The 22,930-nt window shown below is 48.9% G+C and carries 18 protein-coding genes and 1 pseudogene; 16 read left to right on the plus strand and 3 right to left on the minus strand.

Annotated features, from left to right (window positions below):
* Positions 1-4: 4 nt before the first annotated feature.
* The gene (locus K6Q96_RS17360) at positions 5-1,108 is read right to left on the minus strand and encodes an ABC transporter ATP-binding protein (RefSeq protein ID WP_062663421.1); all 1,104 of its coding nucleotides are present in this window, start codon (positions 1,106-1,108) and stop codon (positions 5-7) included.
* 265 nt (positions 1,109-1,373) lie between these two features.
* On the opposite strand from K6Q96_RS17360, the gene K6Q96_RS17365 reads away from it, so the two are divergent.
* The 6 genes from K6Q96_RS17365 (at position 1,374) to K6Q96_RS17390 (ending at position 8,839) form a co-directional block, all read left to right on the plus strand.
* Entirely contained in the window at positions 1,374-3,257 is a 1,884-nt protein-coding gene (locus tag K6Q96_RS17365; protein WP_251881343.1) for a sigma-54-dependent Fis family transcriptional regulator, read from the plus strand.
* Positions 3,258-3,735: 478 nt separating this feature from the next.
* Complete coding sequence (locus K6Q96_RS17370; RefSeq protein ID WP_251881345.1) at positions 3,736-4,800, plus strand: porin; 1,065 nt, start codon at positions 3,736-3,738, stop codon at positions 4,798-4,800.
* A gap of 186 nt (positions 4,801-4,986) precedes the next feature.
* On the plus strand, positions 4,987-5,877 hold the full coding sequence (locus K6Q96_RS17375) for a LysR family transcriptional regulator (RefSeq protein ID WP_251881347.1): 891 nt from the start codon (positions 4,987-4,989) through the stop codon (positions 5,875-5,877).
* Positions 5,878-6,256: 379 nt separating this feature from the next.
* Positions 6,257-7,462, plus strand: coding sequence for an acetyl-CoA C-acetyltransferase (locus K6Q96_RS17380; protein WP_251881349.1), 1,206 nt, complete (start codon positions 6,257-6,259; stop codon positions 7,460-7,462).
* Between the two features lie 13 nt (positions 7,463-7,475).
* Positions 7,476-8,162 carry a CoA transferase subunit A gene (locus K6Q96_RS17385; RefSeq protein ID WP_251881351.1) on the plus strand — a complete coding sequence of 229 codons (687 nt, stop codon included), beginning with the start codon at positions 7,476-7,478 and terminating at the stop codon, positions 8,160-8,162.
* Positions 8,159-8,839, plus strand: a complete 681-nt coding sequence (locus K6Q96_RS17390) for a 3-oxoacid CoA-transferase subunit B (protein ID WP_251881353.1) — start codon at positions 8,159-8,161, stop codon at positions 8,837-8,839. Before K6Q96_RS17385 ends, K6Q96_RS17390 begins: the two co-directional genes overlap by 4 nt.
* 66 nt (positions 8,840-8,905) lie before the next feature.
* On the opposite strand, the gene K6Q96_RS17395 is transcribed toward K6Q96_RS17390, so the two are convergent.
* Entirely contained in the window at positions 8,906-9,661 is a 756-nt protein-coding gene (locus K6Q96_RS17395; RefSeq protein WP_251881355.1) for an IclR family transcriptional regulator, read from the minus strand.
* 140 nt (positions 9,662-9,801) lie between these two features.
* On the opposite strand from K6Q96_RS17395, the gene purU reads away from it, so the two are divergent.
* The 7 genes from purU (at position 9,802) to K6Q96_RS17430 (ending at position 17,811) form a co-directional block, all read left to right on the plus strand.
* Positions 9,802-10,662: a formyltetrahydrofolate deformylase gene (purU, locus tag K6Q96_RS17400; RefSeq protein ID WP_251881357.1), complete on the plus strand. Its 861-nt coding sequence runs from the start codon at positions 9,802-9,804 to the stop codon at positions 10,660-10,662.
* Positions 10,663-10,677: 15 nt separating this feature from the next.
* The gene (folD, locus tag K6Q96_RS17405; RefSeq protein ID WP_251881359.1) at positions 10,678-11,565 is read left to right on the plus strand and encodes a bifunctional methylenetetrahydrofolate dehydrogenase/methenyltetrahydrofolate cyclohydrolase FolD; all 888 of its coding nucleotides are present in this window, start codon (positions 10,678-10,680) and stop codon (positions 11,563-11,565) included.
* Positions 11,566-11,579: 14 nt separating this feature from the next.
* On the plus strand, positions 11,580-12,827 hold the full coding sequence (locus K6Q96_RS17410; protein ID WP_251881361.1) for an FAD-dependent oxidoreductase: 1,248 nt from the start codon (positions 11,580-11,582) through the stop codon (positions 12,825-12,827).
* Positions 12,828-12,837: 10 nt separating this feature from the next.
* Complete coding sequence (locus K6Q96_RS17415; RefSeq protein WP_251881363.1) at positions 12,838-13,149, plus strand: sarcosine oxidase subunit delta; 312 nt, start codon at positions 12,838-12,840, stop codon at positions 13,147-13,149.
* Entirely contained in the window at positions 13,146-16,070 is a 2,925-nt protein-coding gene (locus K6Q96_RS17420) for an FAD-dependent oxidoreductase (RefSeq protein ID WP_251881364.1), read from the plus strand. Before K6Q96_RS17415 ends, K6Q96_RS17420 begins: the two co-directional genes overlap by 4 nt.
* A gap of 1 nt (position 16,071) precedes the next feature.
* Positions 16,072-16,680, plus strand: a complete 609-nt coding sequence (locus tag K6Q96_RS17425; protein ID WP_251881365.1) for an aminomethyltransferase family protein — start codon at positions 16,072-16,074, stop codon at positions 16,678-16,680.
* Positions 16,681-16,824: 144 nt separating this feature from the next.
* A complete protein-coding gene (locus tag K6Q96_RS17430; protein ID WP_251881366.1) occupies positions 16,825-17,811 on the plus strand; it encodes an Ldh family oxidoreductase in 987 nt (328 codons plus the stop codon).
* 92 nt (positions 17,812-17,903) lie between these two features.
* On the opposite strand, the pseudogene K6Q96_RS17435 reads toward K6Q96_RS17430, so the two are convergent.
* Positions 17,904-18,224 (minus strand): annotated as a pseudogene (locus K6Q96_RS17435) (flagellin N-terminal helical domain-containing protein); the annotation flags it as partial.
* A 93-nt stretch (positions 18,225-18,317) separates the two neighbouring features.
* On the opposite strand from K6Q96_RS17435, the gene K6Q96_RS17440 reads away from it, so the two are divergent.
* The 3 genes from K6Q96_RS17440 to phnD all read left to right on the plus strand — a co-directional run bounded on the left by K6Q96_RS17440 (position 18,318) and on the right by phnD (position 22,879).
* On the plus strand, positions 18,318-20,255 hold the full coding sequence (locus K6Q96_RS17440; protein WP_251881367.1) for a sensor histidine kinase: 1,938 nt from the start codon (positions 18,318-18,320) through the stop codon (positions 20,253-20,255).
* A 7-nt stretch (positions 20,256-20,262) separates the two neighbouring features.
* The gene (locus K6Q96_RS17445; RefSeq protein WP_251882396.1) at positions 20,263-21,606 is read left to right on the plus strand and encodes a sigma-54-dependent transcriptional regulator; all 1,344 of its coding nucleotides are present in this window, start codon (positions 20,263-20,265) and stop codon (positions 21,604-21,606) included.
* A 232-nt stretch (positions 21,607-21,838) separates the two neighbouring features.
* Positions 21,839-22,879: a phosphate/phosphite/phosphonate ABC transporter substrate-binding protein gene (phnD, locus tag K6Q96_RS17450; protein WP_002536778.1), complete on the plus strand. Its 1,041-nt coding sequence runs from the start codon at positions 21,839-21,841 to the stop codon at positions 22,877-22,879.
* The last annotated feature ends 51 nt before the right edge of the window (positions 22,880-22,930 follow it).

Below are 22,930 nucleotides of genomic sequence, written 5' to 3' on the forward strand. Positions count from 1 at the left end.
ATTGTTACCCCCCTATGCCCGGCGTTGATTGCACTCGACGCGCAGACTGAATGAGCTTTTGTGACTCATCGAAGACATAAAGTTTGTGGGTAGGCACATAAATACTGATCTTCTGATCAACGTCGTAGTCGTGAACCCCCGGTAAGTGGAGCACCATGTTGATGTCGCGGTTTCTCACGTGCAGGAAGGTTTCACTGCCGCTGATTTCCGCCAGCTCGACATCAACGGTCAGTTCTAAGTCGTCATCATTGTTTGGCACCAAGCTTAGGTGGTTAGGACGGATGCCAAATTGATATTCGCCATCGGTTAGCTCGCCAAGGTCGGTGTTCAGTGGGAAATGTATGTGCTCATCGAATGAGACATTTCCACCACCGACACGGCCACGGATCAAATTAATGGGAGGTTCACCAAAGAGTTCTGCACTGGTGACTGAAGAAGGGTGGTGGTAAACCTCAGCTGTTGGCCCTGACTGAATCACCTTGCCTTCGTGCATCAGAACCACATTGCCGCCAAGAGCAAGCGCTTCATTCGGCTCTGTGGTGGCGTAAACTGCGATGGTGTTGCGCTCTGCGAACAGCTCGCGCATTTCCTGGCGAAGCTCTTCACGCAGTTTGTAGTCGAGGTTGACTAAAGGCTCATCAAACAGAATCAAGTCAGCGTTTTTCACCAGTGCCCTTGCCATGGCGGTACGTTGCTGTTGACCGCCCGAGAGTTCAAGAGGCAAGCGATCAAGGAACTGTTCGATATGAAGCATCTCCGCCGTTTCCTGCACTTTCTGTTTAATGAGTGCTTCAGGCTGTTTTTCCAGTCGTAGCGGTGAGGCGATGTTTTCGAAGACGGTCAGATTGGGGTAATTGATAAATTGCTGGTAGACCATAGAGACATTGCGTTCCCTTACGGGTACGCCCGTGACATCCTGACCATTAAAAAGCACGCGACCGCTGGTAGGTTTATCCAAGCCTGCCATTAGGCGCATCAAACTTGTTTTACCCGCCAATGTCCTTCCAAGTAGGACGTTGAAGGAGCCGGGCTCAATCCTCAGGTTAATGTCGTCCAACCATGTTTCATGGTTGCTGATCCTTGTGACGCTCTCCAATTCGAGTGACATGTAAACTCCCTGTTCAATAACGATGTGCGTTGCTGGCAACATCGTCAACTGCGCGAACGCGCATTAATTTTCGAATCCGAATGTCATACGCCAGATTCATGCCAAAAGTTAAATTAATGTTAATATATTGAATTTAAAAGGTTTAAAATAAGTGTGAACACGGTCACTGTGTAAAAAGTGTGAAGTTATTTGTTGACTGTTAACAGAATGTGAACAATGCTTGACACTCTCAATTCTGTTCGAACGCGCATGGGTAGGTAGTCAAATGAGCGATCTGGCTCACTCTCACGATGAGGTTATACAGGCGTCATGGAAGCGATGCCGCTCGTTTGGGCTTAACCCAAAAAGTGCACCGGCAATTGTTCGACTAAATAAAGGTGATTGGGAAGATACACAGGGGAAATCCAAAGACCTGATTGTGACGACACAAGAGCAGGTGCTCCCTTTCTATGAAAATATTCTGGTGAACAGTAACAGCCTGGTGTTACTTGCCGACAGCAGTGGGAACTTATTGAGCCGTTGGGGGCGACCTGGTTTTATAAACCAAATGGAAGGGCACCTCTTCGAGCAGGGAACCAGTTGGCTTGAACGTTTCAATGGCACCAATGCAGTCGGAACTGCGCTGCAAACAGGTGAATCCGTCGTTGTTGGCCGTGATGAACACTATCTGATCGCCAACCGCTATATGACAGCCTCTGCCGCTCCTATCTTTAACAGTGAACGTGAACTTGTCGGTGTACTGAACATTTCCTCTGATGCGTATCTGCCTACCTCTCATGTGAATGGGATGGTGAAAGTGATGACGCAATCAGTTGAGAACCAGCTCATCATGGCCACATATCGCCAGCACTATTACACCTTGGTGTTTAACAATAGTGAGGATAATCACACCAGTCAGTGGGCGGGATTACTGGTTTTCAACGACGCAGGTGAGATAGTGGCTGCTAATCGTCGTGCAGACTTGCTGGTTGGACATGTGTTGAAGGGGCTGAACATCGAAATGGTTACTGGGATCACGACGCTAAAACTATCTGCGCATCCTGAGAACCAAACACTGTCTTTTCTTGGTATTTCAAACTATCGCCTGTTTGGTACGCTCAAGCGCCCCCTCACCAACATGATTCGCACACCGCCATCTCCATTGTCTACCGTCAAATTGAAGAGTGAACCAAAGCCCGTCGCAGCGGTATCTGGTGAGCGTCGATTGTCAGATCTGGATCTTGGCGATCTGAAAATGCAGAAAGCGATCAAGCAGGCTGCCAGTGTGGTCAACAGTGACATTCCGCTGGTGATTCAAGGTGAAACGGGCGCGGGTAAAGAAGTGTTTGCCAAGGCAGTACATGCATCGTCAGAACGCGCTGACAAAAAGTTTGTGGCAGTGAACTGTGCGGCTATTCCCACTGAGTTGGTTGAGTCGGAGCTTTTTGGTTATGTGAGAGGTGCGTTTACCGGTGCCAATAACAAAGGCAGCATTGGTTATATCAGGCAGGCTGACGGTGGCACTTTACTGTTAGACGAAATTGGTGATATGCCATTGCATGTTCAGGCAAGGTTGTTGCGCGTACTCCAGGAAAAAGCGGTCACGCCGCTAGGAAGCACTGAAAGCTATCCTGTCGATTTCCGTGTGATCAGCGCGACCCACCAACCGCTTAGGGAAGCGGTATCAAAAAAGCAGTTTCGTGATGACCTTTATTACCGAATTAATGGACTGACCCTATTTCTGCCTTCGCTCTCGGAGCGTTCAGATACCAACGCACTGGTTGGTCATCTACTTGATGAATTGACGGAAGGAAATAACCCTCCGGTCAGTAATGAGGTGTTGCAGTTATTTGAACGTCACCCCTGGCCGGGAAATATCCGTCAGTTGGTAAATACCTTGCGTGTGGCGTTGGCGCTATCTGACGGCAGTATGATCCATTCTCATCATTTGCCAGACGATTTCTTTTTGGATCTTGAAACACAGCCAGAAGAACCTTTGGTCACAAATTCTTTTCAACCAGAAGTGCTTCCCCTGCAAGTTGCGAGTTGGCGGGAAAGTCTGCCAGAACTTTATTCTGCCACAGAGGGAAACATTACCCGCATCGCTGAACTTTCCGGCGTGAGTCGAAATACCATCTATAAACGTCTTCGAGCATTAGGGCTGAAGTAGCTTCTACTCACCAACAAAGCATTCAAAAAGTCAATTAATCAGAATCAAAATATTCACCATGTCAACGAATATGGCGGTATGTTGCACGAAATTTCCGCCTAGACGCGAATAAATAGGATGAAACGACTAATGACAATTTGCTCATATAGAGAAGTGTATCGCAAATCAAATTTCTGTTTTTAGTGTGAATATTGTTCAATTATTGAACGGTTAATGAATTGTTATAGCGGGAGTTTTATTGAACAAAAGATGAATGATTAACCTCACTAAATGTGGTTTGTTTCACTTTTATGACTGTGTATTCAAATAAGGAGGAGTTTTATGAAGAACAGATAACTGAGTGCTTTTTGGTCAATGTAACTGTCAATAGCTGATTTTGTTAATTTTTATAGCGTTGAACTCTGTGTTTTCAGAATGTTAATTTTCATCTCGCAGCATTTTGCAAATGGAATTTATAAGAAATACAGGAACGTATTCTATGAAAAAGACACTTTTAGCAGTAGCAATCCCGGCAGTACTTTTAGCAGGCAATGTCAATGCATTTGAAGCATACAGCGGTGACGCAGGTTCCGTAGAGATTTACGGTCAACTTCGCGCAACTTTGGCGAAATCTCCAGATAAAGATGTGACTCTGAATGACGGTAGTTCACGTGCAGGTGTTAACGCGCTTTACTCTGTGACTGACGACGTAGACGTATTCGCAAAACTGGAATACAGCATCAGCTATGACAAAGATGCAATGGCTAACCGCCTGGGTTACTTCGGCTTTACCGGTGATTTCGGCAAAGTCACTCTGGGTAAACAATACCTGACTGCTGATGACCTGTGGGGTGTTGATAACTCTTACTGGTTCGGTGGCTCTCACATTGTTGAGGGTGCCGTTTCTGGTGGTAAGCACGACAGCGCTATCCGTTACATCCTAGAAACTGACTTTGCAACCATCGATGCGAGCTATGGCCTACCAGAAGATGGTGCTGCAGCAGAAGTTGCGGAACTGTTCATCAGCAAAGATATCGCGGGCTTCTCATTCACCGCAGGTGTTTCTTCTGCTGAGCAAGAGCACGGCGCTTTTGACTACAAAGTCAACGACAGCACCACACTGAAAGTTAGCTCAGGCAGTGTAGATGACCTTTACTACACCCTTTGGGCAGAGCGTTCTTTTGGTGACCTGACTGTTGGTGTCCAGTACGCAAACAGCAGCATCGAGAGTAGTGCACTTGCAGTAGACCTGGATCGTGAAGGCTACACTCTTGCACTAAACTACGGCTTGTCTGACAAGTCCGCAGTATACGGCGGTTACGAATACTCAGAAGTTGAACTGAGTGCTGACGAGGTATCAGCGTCTGCAAAAGATGACTACACCAATGTATACGTAGGTGCAGTGCACAAGTTCAACTCTTACTTCCGCCTTTGGGCAGAGATGGGTTACTCAGATGGTGTAACTGCAGGTTACAGCAACAACAAGAACGATGGTTTTAGCGTAGCGCCAAGCTCTGTTGATAGTGAAGCGAAGTACGCAATCGGTGCACGCGTATACTGGTAATTAGCCAGTAAATCACGCTTAGACTTCACACTGTCTTTAAAGCCCAGCAGGATGCTGGGCTTTGTTGTATCTGCCTGTTGTGTCGAGAACAAATCCAAAAACTGCCGTTGGCGCACGTGCAAAAGTTAACCGAATATTTTACAAAGAGATTTAGCACATGTTCTTGCTCAGCTTCGGAGAGATTCCATGCTCGATAAAATGGCGTTCTTTATCTATGTGATCCGCACTGGGTCAATTTCCTCTGCAGCCCGCCAGTTTAACGTTTCAGTGTCGGCAGGCAGTCGCTGGCTTCAGGAGCTAGAGCAGCATTTTGGCACTACACTTTGCCATCGCTCCAACCGCCTTTTAGAAGCCACCCCGGCTGGCCAGACGCTTTATGAAGAGTTCTCGCCCATTGTCGACCGAGCCGAACGCATCAGCCGTAAGCTGGAAGGCTTTCAGGATCATGAGAAAGGCCACATCAATATCGCCTGCACGCCGGTTTATGCCAACCATTACCTGATGGATAAAATCACCGAATATTCCAGACTCAACCCGAAAGTGACGTTCAATATCAATGTTACGCCTTGGGCGATCGACCACGCCAGCACCAGCGATTTGATGATCAGTGCTAACGCGCGGTTTCAGGGTTATAGAGAAAAGGACCTTATGTTGGTTAAGCGGGAACTGTTGGCCTCCCCCTTTGTGGTCGTCGCTTCTCCCAACTACACCGAAAAGCAGGGCTTACCCACGCAACCGGAAGATTTGCAGGATCATGCCTGTCTGGTGGCAACGACACTCACTGGCAGTAACGAATGGATTTTCCAAAAAGGTGTGGAAACCATCGTCATGAAAGTGCCGAAAACCATTGAAGTGAACGACAGTGACCTATTGCTTCGTGGTGTGACTCAAGGGGCTGGCGTGGCTTATCTGCCGCAGTTTGTGACTGAACCTGCGATTGAAAATGGCGCGCTTGTCCCGCTGATGCAAGACTTTGAAACCAGTACTTGGAGTCTTAATCTCTATTATCACCCCTCTGGGGTTGCCTCTCCTGTTGCCGGCAAGTTTAAGGACTTTCTGCTGGAAAAACCCTGCTGATACTATACCCAAACGACCTGAAGCTGCGCGCATTCAGAGGTCATCAATGCGTTCAATTCGAGGCAAATTTCGCGAGGAATAGTCATTCTATTTCCGTGGAGTTTAACGAAGAAGTGGGCGCATTGATGGCCTCCCTTCGGGCGAGTTGACTGACGCCGTGCTCTTTGTTGTTCCTTTTTGATGGAGATGACTACACCGGCAAAGGAACGCCGCGATCACAACGCCAGTCAATCTCGCTGAATCCTGCATCTTCAGGTTGTTTGGGTATATTCTTTTGCTTTGCATTTTCGCAAAGCCACTTTGAATTTCTGTCTATATCGCCACTTTCGCCTCTCCCATACACTGAAAACCAAACAGTGGACATGGGAGTATGGGCGGTATGGAACGCATCTTTATTGTGGCGGCAAAGCGCACGCCAATCGGGAGCTTTAACGGTTCTCTGGCGTCACTATCAGGCGTTGATCTCGGCGCGCACGCGATGAGAGCGGTGGTTGAGCAAGCGGGAATTGAACCTGAGCACATTGACGAAGTGATTGTCGGTAACGTGCTGACAGGTGGCGTTGGCATGGGGCCGGGCCGACAAGCCGCTATCAAGGCGGGCGTGCCAGATACGGTCCCTGCTTATACCCTCAACATGATTTGTGGCAGCGGCATGAAAGCGATTATGGACGGTGCCAGCCATATCCGCGCCGGTGACGCTAAACTTGTGCTGACCTGCGGCATGGAAAGCATGTCTAATGCCGCTTACGTAACGTCAGGGAAAATCCGTCGTGGCATTCGTATGGGTCATCAAATGCAGGAAGACAGCATCATCAAAGACGGTTTGACTGATGCCTTCCATCACTATCACATGGGCGTGACGGCTGAAAACGTCGCGACCCAATGCAATATCAGCCGTGAGGCGCAGGATAAATTCGCCCTAAAGAGCCAAAAGAAAGCGGTTAACGCCATCGAAAAAGGCCACTTTGCTGCTGAAATCTCTCCAATCACTGTTGCTGAGCGCAAACGTCAGTTTGAAGTGAAAGACGACGAATACCCAAAGGCCAATGCCACCTTAGAAGGCTTGCAGGCACTTCGTCCAGCGTTCGATAAACTAGGCAGCGTTACTGCAGGTAACGCATCCGGTATCAACGATGGTGCTTCGGCCATCCTGCTGGCATCAGAAAGTGCGGTGAAGCAACACAATCTTACGCCTCTGGCAGAGCTGGTGGAATACGGCCAAGGTGCGCTTGCCCCCGAAATCATGGGACTCGGCCCAGTTTCTGCAGTCGCTAATACGTTGAAAAAGGCCCAAATGACCATCGAGGACATTGACGTATTCGAACTGAACGAAGCCTTTGCTGCGCAAGCTTTGGGTGTGATTCAGGGGTTGGCAGAAGCACACCATGTCGATGAACACTGGTTGCTAGAGCGCAGCAACCTTAGCGGCGGGGCGATAGCCCTTGGTCATCCCATCGGTGCGTCTGGCAACCGGATTGTCACCACGCTGGTTTACCAGCTGCAACGTACCGAGAAGGACTACGGCCTTGCCTCCTTGTGTATCGGTGGCGGTATGGGCACTGCTCTCATCCTGAAACGTTGCTGAGGGCGTGAACACCATGAAAAAAGCTGCGACCGCACAACAGATAGAAAGCCTTTTGCACGATGGCATGACCATTATGATTGGAGGCTTTATGGCAACAGGCGCTCCAGAGCGTCTCATTGATCTTCTGATCAAAAAAGACATAAAAGACATCACTTTGATCACCACAGATACTGGCTCTCCTGGTCGAGGTGCAAGTCGCCTTATTGCAGAGAAGCGGGTGAAGAAGCTGTATGCCTCTCATATCGGCACCAACCCGGAAACGGGCAAGCAAATGAACGACGGCACGCTTGAAGTCGAGCTGGTTCCCCAAGGTACGCTGGCAGAACGTATTCGAAGCGGCGGTGCGGGTTTGGGTGGCGTGCTTACGCCTACGGGGCTTGGCACCATTGTGGCGGAGAACAAACGGGTGATTGAAGTCGATGGCAAAGCCTACCTGCTGGAGACGCCGCTGAAAGCGGATTTGGCACTGATCCGGGGTTCGAAAGTCGATCGTCGTGGGAACGTCTTTTACAGCAAAACGACCCAGAACTTTAACCCGTTAATGGCGACTGCAGCAGAGACAGTAATTGTTGAGCCAGAGCAGCTTGTTGGGCTTGGCGATATAGAGCCAGAAGCCGTTCATACGCCAAGTATCTTTGTTGATCACATCCTTGTTGATAACAGCTATGTCGGTCAGCGCTCAGTGGAGGACAACCAATGACAGCGCAACTGGATAAAGACACCGTTCGCCACCGCATTGCATGGCGTGTTGCCCGTGAGATGAAAGACGGCGATATCGTGAACCTTGGCATTGGCCTGCCAACGCTGGTGGCGAACCATGTCGACAAAGACGTCGAGTTGCTGCTTCAAGCCGAGAACGGTCTGCTAGGTATCGATCAACTGGCATGCGAAGCCACCAAAGATGCCGATTTGGTCAATGCAGGCGGCCAGCATATTACCGCCGTTGATGGTGCCTGTTACTTCAACAGTGCCGACTCGTTTGCCATTATTCGTGGTGGTCATGTTGATGCGACGGTGCTGGGGGCGCTACAAGTCGATGAGTGCGGGAATCTCGCTAACTGGATTATCCCAGGGAAAATGGTGCCCGGCATGGGTGGCGCGATGGATTTGGTCGTCGGTGCGAAGAAGGTGATTGTTGCCATGGAGCACACGGTGAAAGACCAGCCGAAACTGCTGAAACAGTGCTCATTGCCTCTGACTGCTGCCAATCAGGTGAATTTGATTGTGACGGAAATGGGCGTGTTTGAAATCAATGAGAGCGGCATGGTTCTGACTGAGCTTGCGCCAGAGTTTTCCATTGACGAGGTGCAGGCTGCCACCGAAGCGACACTGTTGGTGTCACCGAATTTACGACCGATGCAATTACCTACAAGCTAATTTAGTTTGGGATGGCTAAAAATAAAAAGACCACCGAGAGGGTGGTCTTGTTGCTCTCGCTAAATACTAAGCAGGTGCTTCGCAGGAAATGGCTTTGGCGGTGCAGAGTAGACTCTCTTTAGCCGTTTCAAATTGGTGCCGCTTATCCATAATTTGCTCAGCGCCAGAAATGTTGATGGCTGCAATGATGTTACCCAAATAATCAGTGATGGGCGCAGCAATCGCTGTTGCGTTATCGGAGCGATTCAAGGCGAAGCCCTGTTTCTTTTCTGTTGCAAGCAGGTGTTTAAGTTCAGGAAAGGTCTGAGGGTGGGGTTTAGGGTACATATCCAGGTGAATCGATTGATAAACCGCGCTTAGTTCAATGTCGCTCAGTTGTTGAAGCAAAATTCGACCCATTGCATTGGTATGGCAAGGTAATCGGGTTCCTAGAGGAATATTGACTGACAGCCTTTGTGAAGCTTGTGCCCGGTATATATATAGCGTTTCCAGGCCGTCCCTTATTGCCAAATGACAGGAGATACTGGTGTCATCTCTCAGCTTCTTTAGGTGAGGGGCTGCAATATCGACTAAATCCTGTCCAGCCAAAAAAGAAAATCCCCGCGAAACCACCTGAGGACCCAAGGTATAGGCGTTTCTGGCGACTTTTCGAAGGTAGTTCTTATCGAGCAAAGTTTGGACGATCCGGTAGATAGACGACTGGCTGACACCCAAACGCTCAGCAAAATCATTGGTGCTTAGAATTCGGTGTTCCGCATCGAAGAGTTCGATGATATCCAACCCCTTTGCCAAGGACTGAACCTGATAGTCCGTTTTGCTCATCTTTCCCTCATATGTAAATGAAATGTTCAAATGTGAATAAAATATGTGTTAATTTTGCGTTCATGTCCATTCTTGCTGTCAATTTATTGACAATTCACATATCAAACGAAAAGTACGGAAAGCAACCAACAGGATGGAACATGCAAGAGTCAAAGGAGTTTATTCTCAAGGCAACGTGTGATGCATCGAGTGGGATTCTTGCGGCAGTCACTTCCTATTTGGCGGGTCTTAGCTGCTATATCTCTGAGCTGCATCAGTTTGATGATGAAGAAAATGGTAATTTCTTTATGCGTGCCGTGTGTCGGATTGAATCACCGGATATTGATCTGGAGATGATCCGAGAAGGATTTGAAGAACAGGTCAGTCGTTTCCATATGGACTGGGAATTTTTCGATATCGACAAGCCTATGCGCGTGCTCATCATGGTGAGTAAGTTCGACCATTGTTTGAAGGACCTGCTCTACAGACACGAAAATGGCGAGTTGCCAATGGAAGTGACCGCGGTTGTTTCCAACCATAAAGATCTGCGACCAATTGTTGAGCGAGCCGGTATTCGTTTTATCTGGCTACCTATCAATTCTGAAAACAAGCCGAGACAAGAAGCTGCACTTTTGGATGTCATCCAAGAGACAGATACTGAGCTTGTTATCCTTGCCCGTTACATGCAGATCCTCTCAGACGAACTTTGTAAAAAGCTTCACGGTAAAGCCATCAATATCCATCATTCATTCTTACCAAGTTTTAAAGGTGCCAAGCCTTATCATCAGGCGCATGCCCGCGGTGTGAAGCTGATTGGTGCCACGGCGCATTACGTCACCTCTGACCTTGATGAAGGTCCAATCATTCAGCAGAGCGTGCAGCCTGTCGGCCACACTTATTCTTCAGACAGATTAGTGGCGGTTGGCCGGGATACCGAAACCATCGCACTCGCGCAGGCTGTCAGGCTTCATCTCGAACATCGCGTGTTCATGTACGGTAACAAAACCGTCGTCTTCCAATAGTCAGCAGAGGTGACTGTGTCTGTGAATGTCATTGATGGCCGTCAGCTAGCCGAGCGTTTGGTTGAAGAGATGGCTGAAGAAGTGAAAGCCAGAACTGGACGGGGATATCAGCAACCTGGGCTGGCAGTGGTGTTGGTGGGAGAAGATCCCGCCAGTGCCATTTATGTTCGCAACAAAATCCGGACCGCTGAAAAAGCAGGGCTGCATTCGGTGGTTACTCATTTGAACGCATCTTGCTCTCAGCAGGCGCTTGATAAGGTAGTGACTGAGCTGAATGAGCGTGATGATATCGATGGCATTCTGGTTCAACTCCCTTTGCCTGCGCATCTCTCAGAAGAACGCATTATCAACCTGGTCACACCTGAAAAAGATGTAGACGGTTTTCACCCCATGAACGTCGGGCAATTGGCAACAGGACAAGCGCATCTTGTCCCTTGCACGCCTCTAGGCTGCCTTGAAATTCTGAAAAGGGAAGTCGGCGACTTGTCGGGGAAACATGCGGTTGTCGTAGGTCGTTCCAATATCGTAGGCAAGCCCATGGCGAGCCTGCTACTTCAAGCCAACTGCACTGTCACCGTGGTGCATTCAAAAACGATGGATGCTGCCAATCTCTGCAAACAAGCCGATATCCTCGTGGTCGCTGTGGGCGTGCCCGAGCTGGTGGATAGTGCATGGGTTAAACCTGGTGCCGTGGTTTTGGATGTCGGCATCAACGCCATTGAAAAAGACGGCAAACGCAAGCTGATGGGAGACGTTGACTTTGCGGATGTCGCTGATATCTGCAAAGCAATAACCCCTGTCCCGGGAGGCATTGGCCCTATGACTATCGCTTGCCTTATCAAAAACACACTGGTTGCAGCGAAACAGCGGGGCGTCAAACAGCCTGTTGTCAAAGCACGTTAAGAAAGGAGTCTGCTGTGCCTTTTTCACTTTTAAAATATGGTCTAACGAATGACTATCCCTTTGAGAAGGAAGCGGATTTACCAGTTCCCAGCGATCTAAAGCGTCATTATGACGTGGTGATTATTGGTGGTGGTGGACACGGTGTTGCTACCGCCTATTACCTTGCCAAATATCACGGCATTACCAATGTTGCGATTCTCGAAAAGGGCTATTTGGGTGGAGGGAATACGGCAAGGAACACCGCCGTTATCCGCTCTAACTACTTAACGTCAGAAGGCGTTAAGTTCTACAGTGAGTCCGTCAAATTATTCCAGAACCTCTCCAACGAATTTGATTTTAACATCATGTACTCCTCCCGCGGACAACTGACGCTGGCTCACACTGATGCCACCGTTCGCTCGTTCCGGCAGCGTAAGGAAGTGAATAAACATTTTGGCGGAAGAACAGAGCTTATTGACCCGCAGCAAATACGCGAATTAGTGCCGACCTTGAACATGAACCCGGCGGACATGCCGATTCTGGCGGGGCTTTGGCATATTGATGGCGCGACTGCAAGGCATGATGCGGTGGCTTGGGGGTATGCAAAAGGTGCAACCCAGCGTGGCGTTGAGCTGCACCAGTTAACGGAAGTGACAGGTGTTAATACTTCGAACGGGAAGGTCGTCTCTGTTGAAACCAACCGGGGCACCGTTGGGTGCGGTTGTGTGGTGCAGGCCGTCGCCGGGCATAGCTCGATTGTTGCCGGGATGGCGGGTTTTCGAATGCCCCTTACCAGTTACCCACTTCAAGCCATGGTCACCACCCCCGTTAAACCGTTCCTCAATCCTCTAGTCAGTTCTTCAGCCCTGCATTGCTACGTTCAACAAACCGGCCGTGGGGAAATTGTCTTTGGTGGTGGGTCTGATCCTTATCCGCTTTATAACACCCGATCGACGCTGGATCTCAAAGAGAGCTTGATAGCCAGCGCGATTGAAATGTTCCCTTTCATGGCGAATTTCAAGTTGCTTCGACAGTGGGCAGGCACGACAGACATGACCAGTGATTACAGCCCGATCATGGGGTTGAGCCCGGTCGATAACTACTATCTGGACGCTGGGTGGGGAACGTGGGGATTTAAGTCAACACCGATTTGCGGAAAAACCATGTCCGAACTGGTGGCCTCAGGTGGAAAAGTGCCAGAGCTGATTGCGCCATTCTCGATGGATAGATTCGACGTGTTCCGACAGGTAAACGAAATGGGGGCTACGGCCGCAAGCCACTAGGAGAGTATTCATGAAGATAATGCCATGCCCCTTGAACGGTCCAAGAAACATCAATGAGTTTGTCTACGGTGGGGAAGTGAAAGCCATGCCAAACCATCATGAGTGTTCTGACAAAGCGTGGGCCGAATACGTTTTTTATGCTGACAACAACATAAAAGTCGTTCAGGAATGGTGGTTCCACAGTGCGTCCGGTTACTGGTTTATTGCTGAAAGACACACAGCCTCTGACGAGATCATTGATACCTATGATCCAAGCGAGATTTTCACAAAAAGAGTCTCTTTTGATGCCGCCCCTAACCAAGGACAAGGAGGAAAGCAATGACGGATGCAAATCGACTAGCGCCTCCAATGGGGTCTTTGATTTCACGCGCTCGGCGTGTGCGGTTTCAGTTTGAAGGTACTAGCTATATCGGGTTTGATGGCGATACGGTCGCAAGTGCCTTGGTTGCTCACGATCATTGGCTACTGTCCCGATCGTTCAAATATCACCGGCCGCGCGGACCACTCTCAATGGCTGGTCAGGATGCAAATACTCTGGTTCAACTGCCGCAAGAAGCCAATGTGTTGGCAGACCGGATAGGTATTGCAGAATCACCGGTGGTAATGGGGCAAAACTACAACGGGTCACTGGAAAAAGACGCCGATGCAATATTAGAAAAAGTGGGTCGGTTCATGCCCGTCGGCTTTTACTATCGCGCTTTCTATAAACCTAAAGGCATTTGGGACAAATGGGAGCCGATCATCCGGAAAAAAGCAGGCTTGGGCGTTGCTGATTTGGACTTTGAGCCAACTTACCACGACAAGGCCTATTTGTTCTGTGATGTGATGGTGGTAGGGGCGGGTCCAGCGGGCCTGAATGCTGCCATTACTGCGGCAGAAAATGGAGCAGAAGTCATCCTTGTTGATGAAAACAAACAGCTCGGCGGTGCACTGACTTACCACCGATTTGATATTGATGGTGAGATGACAGATGAAATGCTGAATGCTTTTCGTTCGATCGTGAATGATCATCCGAAAATCCGTGTGATGACAGATGCGGTCTGCAATGCTTGGTTTGCAGATAACTATTTGCCAGTACAGACGGGTAACCGTATGTACAAAATCAGGGCCAAACAGTGCATTGTCGCTTCGGGTGAATTTGAGCAGCACGTGGTGTTCAGGAACAATGATCTCCCAGGCGTAGTGCTGTGCAGCGCAGCCATGAGATTGATGAAGCACTACGCCGTCAGGCCAGGCAAAAAATCCGTTGTGTTAACCGGAAATGATGATGGGTATCTAACGGCTATTGAGTTGGCAGAGCAGGGTGTCGATGTTGTTTCTATCGTCGATATGCGCCAATCTCCACCGCGAAAAGATCTGGGTGATAGCGTGAAATCTTTGGGTATCCCCGTCATCCCCGGCTCGACGGTTTACGAGGCGACAGCAAAAAATAACCACCTGTCAGCGGTGGACGTATATTCGATCAACGAGGATTACGGTGTCGAACAAAAAGTCTCGACTATTCCTTGTGATCTGCTTTGTATGTCTGCGGGATACATGCCAACTTACCAACTGTTGTGTCAGGCAGGTGCCCAGCTAAGCTACGACGATAAATCAGCGCGGTTCACTCTGAAAAATCTCCCGAAAAATCTGCACATCGCGGGCTCAGTGAATGGCATTCATGAACTTGATAAGGTCATAGCAGACGGACAACGAGCGGCTTACCAGTGTTTGAAAAAACTTGGTTTGCAAAAGCAGGGCCTTTCAGAGGTTACTGCCATCAATATTCAATGTGATATCCCAACTAACTTTCCGTGGCCAATATTTCCTCATCCCAAAGGAAAAGACTTCGTTGATTTTGATGAAGACCTCCAATCTAAAGACATCATCAACGCCACACGTTTGGGCTATCGGGATATTCAGCTGGTTAAGCGATTTTCCACTGTAGGAATGGGCCCTTCACAGGGGCGTCACTCCGCATTGCCCAGCGCACGTTTGGTGGCCATGGCTACAGACAGAACCGTGAGTGAAACGGGCGTAACGACTGCCAGGCCACCGTTTATCCCAGAGAAACTGGCTTATTTAGCAGGTAGGATTTTCAATCCCGTGCGTAAAACCCCAATGCATGAAAGACACGAAAGTCTCGGGGCGCAATTTATGCCTGCTGGCGCATGGCGACGTCCCGCTTATTACGGGGAAGCATCGCAACGCAATGCGCTGATTCAGGATGAAGCTTCTGCAGTGAGACAGAATGTCGGGATCATTGACGTCAGCACACTGGGTGGTATCGAAGTTTGCGGGCCTGATGCGCCGGAGTTCCTGAATCGCATGTACACCTTTGCCTTTGTGAAACAACCTGTTGGTAGAACCCGCTATGCTGTGCTGACCAACGAACAGGGTGTGGTGATTGATGACGGTGTCGCATGCCGGCTTGCAGAGGATCACTACTATGTCACGGCAACAACCAGCGGTGTCGATGCGGTTTATCGTGATATGAAAAAGTGGAATGCGCAATGGCGGCTGGATGTCGATATTGCCAACGTGACCTCGGCGTTTTCAGCAGTCAATGTAGCGGGCCCTAACGCGCGAAAAGTGCTTGAGAAAGTCTGTCACGATGTGGATTTTTCCCCCGAAGCTTTTCCTTATCTTGAATATCGGGAAGGGCACATCGAAGAGATGCCAGTGCGACTGATGCGTGTCGGATTTGTCGGAGAGTTGGGCTATGAAATTCATATGCCGACCCTGTTTGCGCTCAACATCTGGGACATTCTGATGGAAGCCGGTGAGGCGTTCAGCATGCGGCCGTTTGGGGTGGAAGCGCAGCGACTGCTGAGGCTGGAAAAAGGCCATATCATCGTAGGACAGGACACCGATGGCATGTCTCACCCCGGTGAACTTTCATTGGGATGGGCGATCGCAAAAGCCAAGCCGTTTTATGTCGGTTCACGCTCGGTAGATATCGTGATGCGCCGCGAGCAAACCCGCAAGCTGGTTGGCTTTAAGCTCGACAAGTCGTCACCTAAGCCAGAGGAAGGACATCTGGTGTTGGATAAAGCAGGAGCGGATTCCAGCATCACGGGGAATGTCACCTCCTGTGAATATTCGACCACCTTGGATGCCTACATCGGACTGGCGTTCGTGGGTATTGACCAGCAAGAAAAGGGAACCTTAATCCCTATCCGCGTGGACGGAAAAGAAGTGTGGCCGGAAGTCGTCCCATTGCCATTTTACGATCCGGAAGGTGAACGACAGGAGGTCAATTAACATGGGTTCGTTTTCAGTCAGTGATCAGCCAGATCGCAGACAGAGTTGCATCGATCAGGAGCATCACCTGTCGTCTATTTCTTTCTATGATGCCACGACGTCTAACCGCATCGGTTTTAGAGGAGCTCAGGTCGCTGCATTTCTGGAAGCTCATGGAATACTGATTCCGGAGCAGCCCAATCGCGCGCTTAAGATGCCTAATGGCTTATGGATTCTGCGTTTAGGCCACACTGAATTTTGGCTAGTCGATAAGAAAGACCAAAACACCGACGCTATGATAGAACTGGAAAAAGAGGCAGAACAGCGCGAAAAAGTAACCCGCTTGTATTGTCAGCACAGTCATGCGCTGTTTGTTCTGACTGGCGACGACTGTCCGCAAATGTTCGCCAAAGTGTGTGCAGTCGATCTTAGCGTTGACGCCTTTAAGCGGGGGAACATTGCTCAAACATCCGTGGCGCGTGTTTCTTCTGTCGTAGTCAACGTATCAAAGAGCGAATTTGAGCAAACGCGTTTTCTCATCCTGAGCGATATTTCAAGTGCAGACTATTTGTGGAAAGCGCTTGATGATGCCGCCGAGGAGTTTCAACAATCCACCATCACAATCAGCTAAGAGAGGCAAATCCGAGGGTAAGTTAACAATATAAATAAACACTCAAACCAGACGTGTTTATTCCTGTCGTTTGTCGGGATTATCGGCTTGGGGCGTGAATAAAGGAAAGCCCTGATTTGAGTGCTAAATACGAAAGGAGCATTTATGCCAGTGATTACAATTTCTGAGATTCATCAGGTTTGTAAAACAGCGTTAGAAAAACATGGAGCGTTACCTTGGATTGCAGAATCTGTTGCCCATGCCGTTGCTAAGAATGAATCACGGAACAATCGGATCTGTGGGCTATATTATTTGCAAAGTTATTGCGAGCAACTCGTCTCGGGCAGGGTATCAAAAGATGTAGAACCGGAAGTCACTTTGCCAAAGCCGGGTTTTGTGAAAGTCGATGCCAAATATGGCTTTGCTCAACCTGCTTTTCAGCGCGGATTACCTGCCGCGATTTCAGCAGCCCGCGAAAACGGCACGGCATCATTGGCCATTGGTCATAGCCATACCTGCACCTCGTTAGGTTTTTTCACCGAGCAGTTGGCGCGGCATAGTTTTATCGCGATTGGCTTTACCAACTCTTCTCCCATTGTTGCGCCTCCTGGCGGGAAGATTCGCACCATAGGCACTAACCCTGTGGCTTTTTCCGTACCTGATGGAGAAGGCGGAATCGCCATGCAGTTTGACCAGTCCACTACAGTGGTCGCCCTGGGGAAAATCACTATGGCAAAAGAAGCAGGAGAGTCAATTCCTGAAGGCTGGGCGTTAGATGAACATGGCCAACCTACCACTGACCCCCATAAGGCTTTAGCGGGTTCTTTGGTTTCAGCAGGAGGGTATAAAGGTTGGGGATTTGGCCTGATGGCGGAGTTGCTGACAGCCGGTATGACCGGCGGAATCGCTTCTCAGTTTGTTAAGCCGCTTAAAGCACCACAAGGTGAACCACACGATTTGGGTCAGTTTTTCCTCATCATAGACCCGGCAAACTCTGATTACTTTTTTGAAAGATGTCAGCAGGTGGCTGATCTTGTCTCTGAAGATGAAGGAACTCGTCTTCCTGGCCAGTTTATGAATGAAATGAAAGAAGTAGAGGTGCCTGAATCCCTCTGGGAATTAGCGATCCGCCTATCCAACGGACCACAGTAACGGGCTATGTTTGGGCAGTGGAGATGCTGCCTGAACCTCTTTCTCAAGCATTTCTTTATTCCCCTTATACCGAAACCACCTACCGCTACGTCCAGGTCGCCCAGCTCAGTTGATACGTCAACGGCCAGACGTTCAGCAGAAGTCGCTCCGATTTGGAAGCTCACTGCGCCTGCAGCGAAGCTACCGGGTTTTAGCAGCTCGTTACCTCCGAAGCTGGTGTTATCCGTGATGTTGGTCAGCTCAGCAGTCAGCTGTTGGTATTCTGCATCCAGTGCTGCCAGTTCGTCAGCGCCGTTTGAACCGTTCAGTGCCTGAGTCGCCAGATCACTCATGCAGTAAACGATGTTGGTCATTTCATGCATCGCACCTTCCGCCGTTTGCATCATAGAGATGCCGTCTTGTGCGTTTTCAATGGGGTACAGTGATGTGTTATATAGTTGTTAGTAATCACTTCATCAGTTAGTGAATGGAGTGGGTGGTCATTCAGGGACGCTCTTTTAACGCCTATGGTTGTAAATGCAAAAGGCACCTCTTTAGAGGAACTTAAAACGCAAGAAACTCGCAAAGGCAGGTTCAAGTGGCGGGGGATCGAGGTTCGCCTTGGGCTTGCGCTCGCTATGCTGTCGATGGCGACATTGCTACTCGCACTTTTTAGTTCGGTGACTTACGACAAACTTGAGTCGGCGTTGGTTGAGCTCAAAGAGAAAGATATTGTCGCGCTTGAGCATGCTGCCAGATTGAACGACATGGTGCGTCTGGTGATCAGTGACGCCTCTCAATTGGCCGATGCCGAATCAAACCTCGAAAGAAGAAACACCATGACCAGGGTGGACGACAGTATTCAGGAAATGAACCAAATACTGGTGCATTTCCCTGAGTATCACGCCTATTTCAAAGACCTGATGATGCAGGTAAACAATAGCTTGAGCTTGCTTTATCAAAGTGCGGAAGATTCCCGAAAGCTGAATGCTGAATTGAGGAATTTGCTTGAAGGTTTTTATCCACTGCTTCAACAGGTCATTGATGAGCTCGATAAGCTTCCGGCGTCGGATAAGTCGAAACTCCAGTATGGTCAATTGAAGGCGCTACTCTTTTATCAGCTTGGGCTGGTGGAGAAGCTGTTCAACGACGGCAGCTTCAATGAGCTGGATTACACCACGATTCGTTTGGAACAGCTTGGAGAGGAGTGGTTCGATCTGTGGCAAGCGAGTGGGCTGGCAAAATCACTTCCAGCACTGGATGAAAAGCTCTCCGTGATTTACACGTTGGCGTCCCGTTCCAGTCATTTAGTTAGGTTGAAAAACCAGGCGCTTGAGCATCATTATCAGCAAGCGTTTTTGCTTGAAAACAGCCGTGAATACTTGCACCAACTATCTATTCAAATTGAGCGCAATACCTCAAATGTGAATCTGGAAATTGATCAATCCATTGCTCAGGTCCAGCAGTCCTTGGCGTCAAACCGGAACTTCTCCCTTACGCTTTCTGTCATCAGTCTGATTGCCGCTGCGGGTATTGCTTGGTTCTACGTGCGTAAAAACATTTTGGAGAGACTGCTGCACCTACGCGATGAAATGTTTGCGATTTCAACTGGCCATCTGGATACAGAAATTGCGTTGAGAGGCCAGGATGAAATTACGCAAATGGCCAAGTCTCTGAAAGTGTTTCAGGCCACAGCAAAAGTGGTAAAGCGCACCAACAAAAAGTTGGAGGCCGAAGTCGAAGAGCGACGGTTGGCGGAAGAAAGATTAAGGGTGACACAAAATGAGTTGGTTCAGGCGGGTAAGCTTGCCGCACTGGGACAACTGAGTGTTGGTATTACCCACGAAATCAACCAACCATTGACTGCTATTAGCAGTCATACGCGCAGCGCTCAAAAATGGCTGGAGCAAGAACGCACAGACAAGGCGTTGCAGAACCTTTTAAAAATTGAAATGTTGCTGAGCAAAGTTGCTGCGTTAACGCATCATTTGAAAGCCTTCTCCAGAAAGAGTGATGGCAAAATTTCCCCCGTTGAAGTCATGCCAGTTATCAATGACGCCATCGCGTTGTTCGTCAGCCGGGATGTGCCGATTGCATTGGATTGTCACCTTGACCAGACCCAGAGTGTGATTGCCAATCCTATTCGTTTGGAGCAGGTCTTGGTCAATTTGCTCAGCAACGCTGTCGATGCTGTCGAGAACACAGAGAACCCGCTGATTGTGATGTCGGTGAACTGTGATGAAGAAGGCGTGAGTATCAAGGTCAAAGACAATGGCAAGGGAATACCCAGCGAAGATATTCCTCATATTTTTGACCCGTTCTACACAAGAAAAGATGTTGGTAAAGGTTTAGGGTTAGGGCTGTCTATTGCATTCAATATCATTAAAGATTTTGGCGGTTCTATCAGGGTTTATTCGCAGCCCGGGCAAGGCAGTGAATTTGTAGTACATCTTGAACAAGGCTAAAGAGATGATGGAAAAACGCATCACGCTGATTGACGATGAGATTGATGTCGTCGAAGCAGTCAGTGAAATGTTGGAATTAGAGGGATTTACGGTTTCAGGATTTACTGACCCCAAGGTTGCATTGAAGTTACTCACGCCGGACGCTGCTCAGGTCGTTCTTTGTGATGTGCGGATGCCTGAGTTGGATGGTCTCTCCATGCTGGACGCTATTCAACACAGGGCGCCAAGATGCAAAGTGATCCTGATGAGTGGCCATGGCGATATTCCGATGGCTATCGAAGCTATGAAGCTGGGAGCTTTTGATTTTATCGAGAAGCCGTTGCAAAGCGATGAGCTGGTTGAAAAGTTGAGCCTTGCAGCTTCTCATGTAGAGCAATCTCCAGATCTTACATCAGCACAAGCCTTGCCTATCGAAAGCCGGGTGATTGGCTCCTCGGCGCACATGGAAATGATAAGAAATCAGGTGTTAGCTCTGGCGCGCACAGGCGTCGATACCATCATCAACGGGGAAACCGGCACAGGGAAAGAAGTGATTGCGCGGGCATTGCATCAGTATTCTGCCCGCAAAGACAAAGCGTTCGTCGCGATTAACTGTGGCGGGATGACAGAGAGCATCATTGAGAGTGAGCTATTTGGACATGAGGCGGGGTCTTTTACCAGCGCCAATAAAAAGCGCATTGGTAAAATTGAACAAGCCAATGGCGGTACGCTTTTTCTGGATGAAATCGAAAGCATGCCGATATCCGTTCAAATCAAACTGCTTAGGGTGATTCAAGAGCGTGTCATTGAAAGGGTAGGCGGCAATGAGCTGATCCCCGTCGATATTGTCGTACTTGCGGCGAGCAAAGCAGATCTCTCTGAGCTCAGCCAACGGGGCGAGTTCCGCTCAGACCTTTTCTACAGGCTCAACATAGCCAGCCTCAATTTGCTACCACTCAGGGAAAGAAAGGAAGATATCCAGTCGCTGTTCCGTCATTTCGTCGTTCAAGCCAGCCAAAAATATAAAACGCGTCCTTCGACGCTTTACGCAGAGCAAATCCAACAGCTGTGTCGTCACGATTGGCCGGGAAATGTCAGGGAACTTCGTAACGTGGCGGATCGGTTTGTACTTGGCATTGTTGGAGAAGGCTTTGATTTACACTCCCCCCTAACCCAGGGAACGGAGGCATTCGCGTTTGAACAGCAGATGGAACAGTACGAGCGTAACGTACTGACTGAGGCCTTGATTGAAACCTCGGGTAACATCAACGAAGTGTCCGTTCGCTTAAATCTGCCAAGAAAAACCCTTTATCGGAAAATGAAAAAGCATCAGCTGGACAAAGAGAATTTTAAACCCAGCAGGGACGGTTAAGCGCTTTAAATCAAAGGAGCCATGTGGCTCCTTTTTTCGCTTCTAAGCGTTTTGGACACGAATGACCCAAACCACTCTCTTTACCTTTTAAAACTGGACAGAAATGACCGAAGTGAAATCGGGAAATTTCGCCATGATTTTAAATATATGAAAAATAATAAAAATATTGTTGGCATGCCTTCTGCTATAGAGAAGCTGCACATCAACAATAACGTGAATATAAGGTTCTATTATGAAAGACAGTGTAAAAGGATTGTTAATCGCTGGCTCATTGCTTCTGCCATCTGTTGCTATGGCAAATGAGTGTTCCCATCGCGGTGTTTTGGATGAAAGATACTGTGATGAAAATCAGGACTTGGTTGCAGACTCACCAAAAGACGCTTCAGAATGGATAGACCCAAGTACGTTGGTTTTCACTTATACCCCAGTTGAAGATCCCGCACTCTACAAAGATGCATTCGCCGATTTTCAGGCTCACCTCAGTAAGATCACCGGTAAGAAAGTTATCTACTACACCGTCCACTCAAACTCAGCTCAGGTTGAAGCTATGCGTTCTGGCCGCCTGCACGTGGCTGGCTTTTCAACGGGTCCAACCGGCTACGCCGTGAATCTGGCAGGTTACGTTCCAATCGCGGTTAAAGGTGATGAGTCTGGCTTTCAGGGTTACAACCTGGTCACTATTGTCCGTAAAGACAGCGGTATAAAAGAAATGGCAGACCTCAAAGGGAAGAAAGTCGCTCACACTTCTGCCTCGTCAAATTCTGGCAACCTGGCACCGCGAGCGCTATTTCCAGCACAAGGCTTGGTTCCGGACGAAGACTACAAAGTGCTGTACTCCGGTAAGCATGACCAATCCATCCTTGGCGTGTTCAATGGCGACTATGATGCTGCACCAGTGGCTTCCGATGTCTACGACCGCATGGTTGCAGCAGGTCGTGTTGATGACTCTGAACTGGAAATTATCTATCGCAGCCCGCGTTTCCCGACCTCTGCTTTTGGCTATGCGCATAACCTGAAACCTGAATTGGTAGAGAAGATCAATGAAGCCTTCTTCAGCTATCGATTCACGCAGGAAATGAGCGATGCGTTTAAAGGTGCAGACCGCTTCTCGCCTATTACTTACAAAGAAGATTGGTCTGTGATCCGTAATATTGCGCACGCAACGGGTACCGCTTACACCAAGGCTGGCTTGAAGAAGTTGGCGGAAAAAGACGCTGCGAAACGCGCCAAGAAGAAAGCGGCTGAACTGGCCAAGCAAGCCACAACGCAATAATTCGTTAATTCAACCTAAAAAGCATGGTGCCCTCACGGGTAGGGCATCGTG

The organism is Grimontia kaedaensis (assembly GCF_023746615.1).
GTDB lineage: Bacteria > Pseudomonadota > Gammaproteobacteria > Enterobacterales > Vibrionaceae > Enterovibrio > Enterovibrio kaedaensis.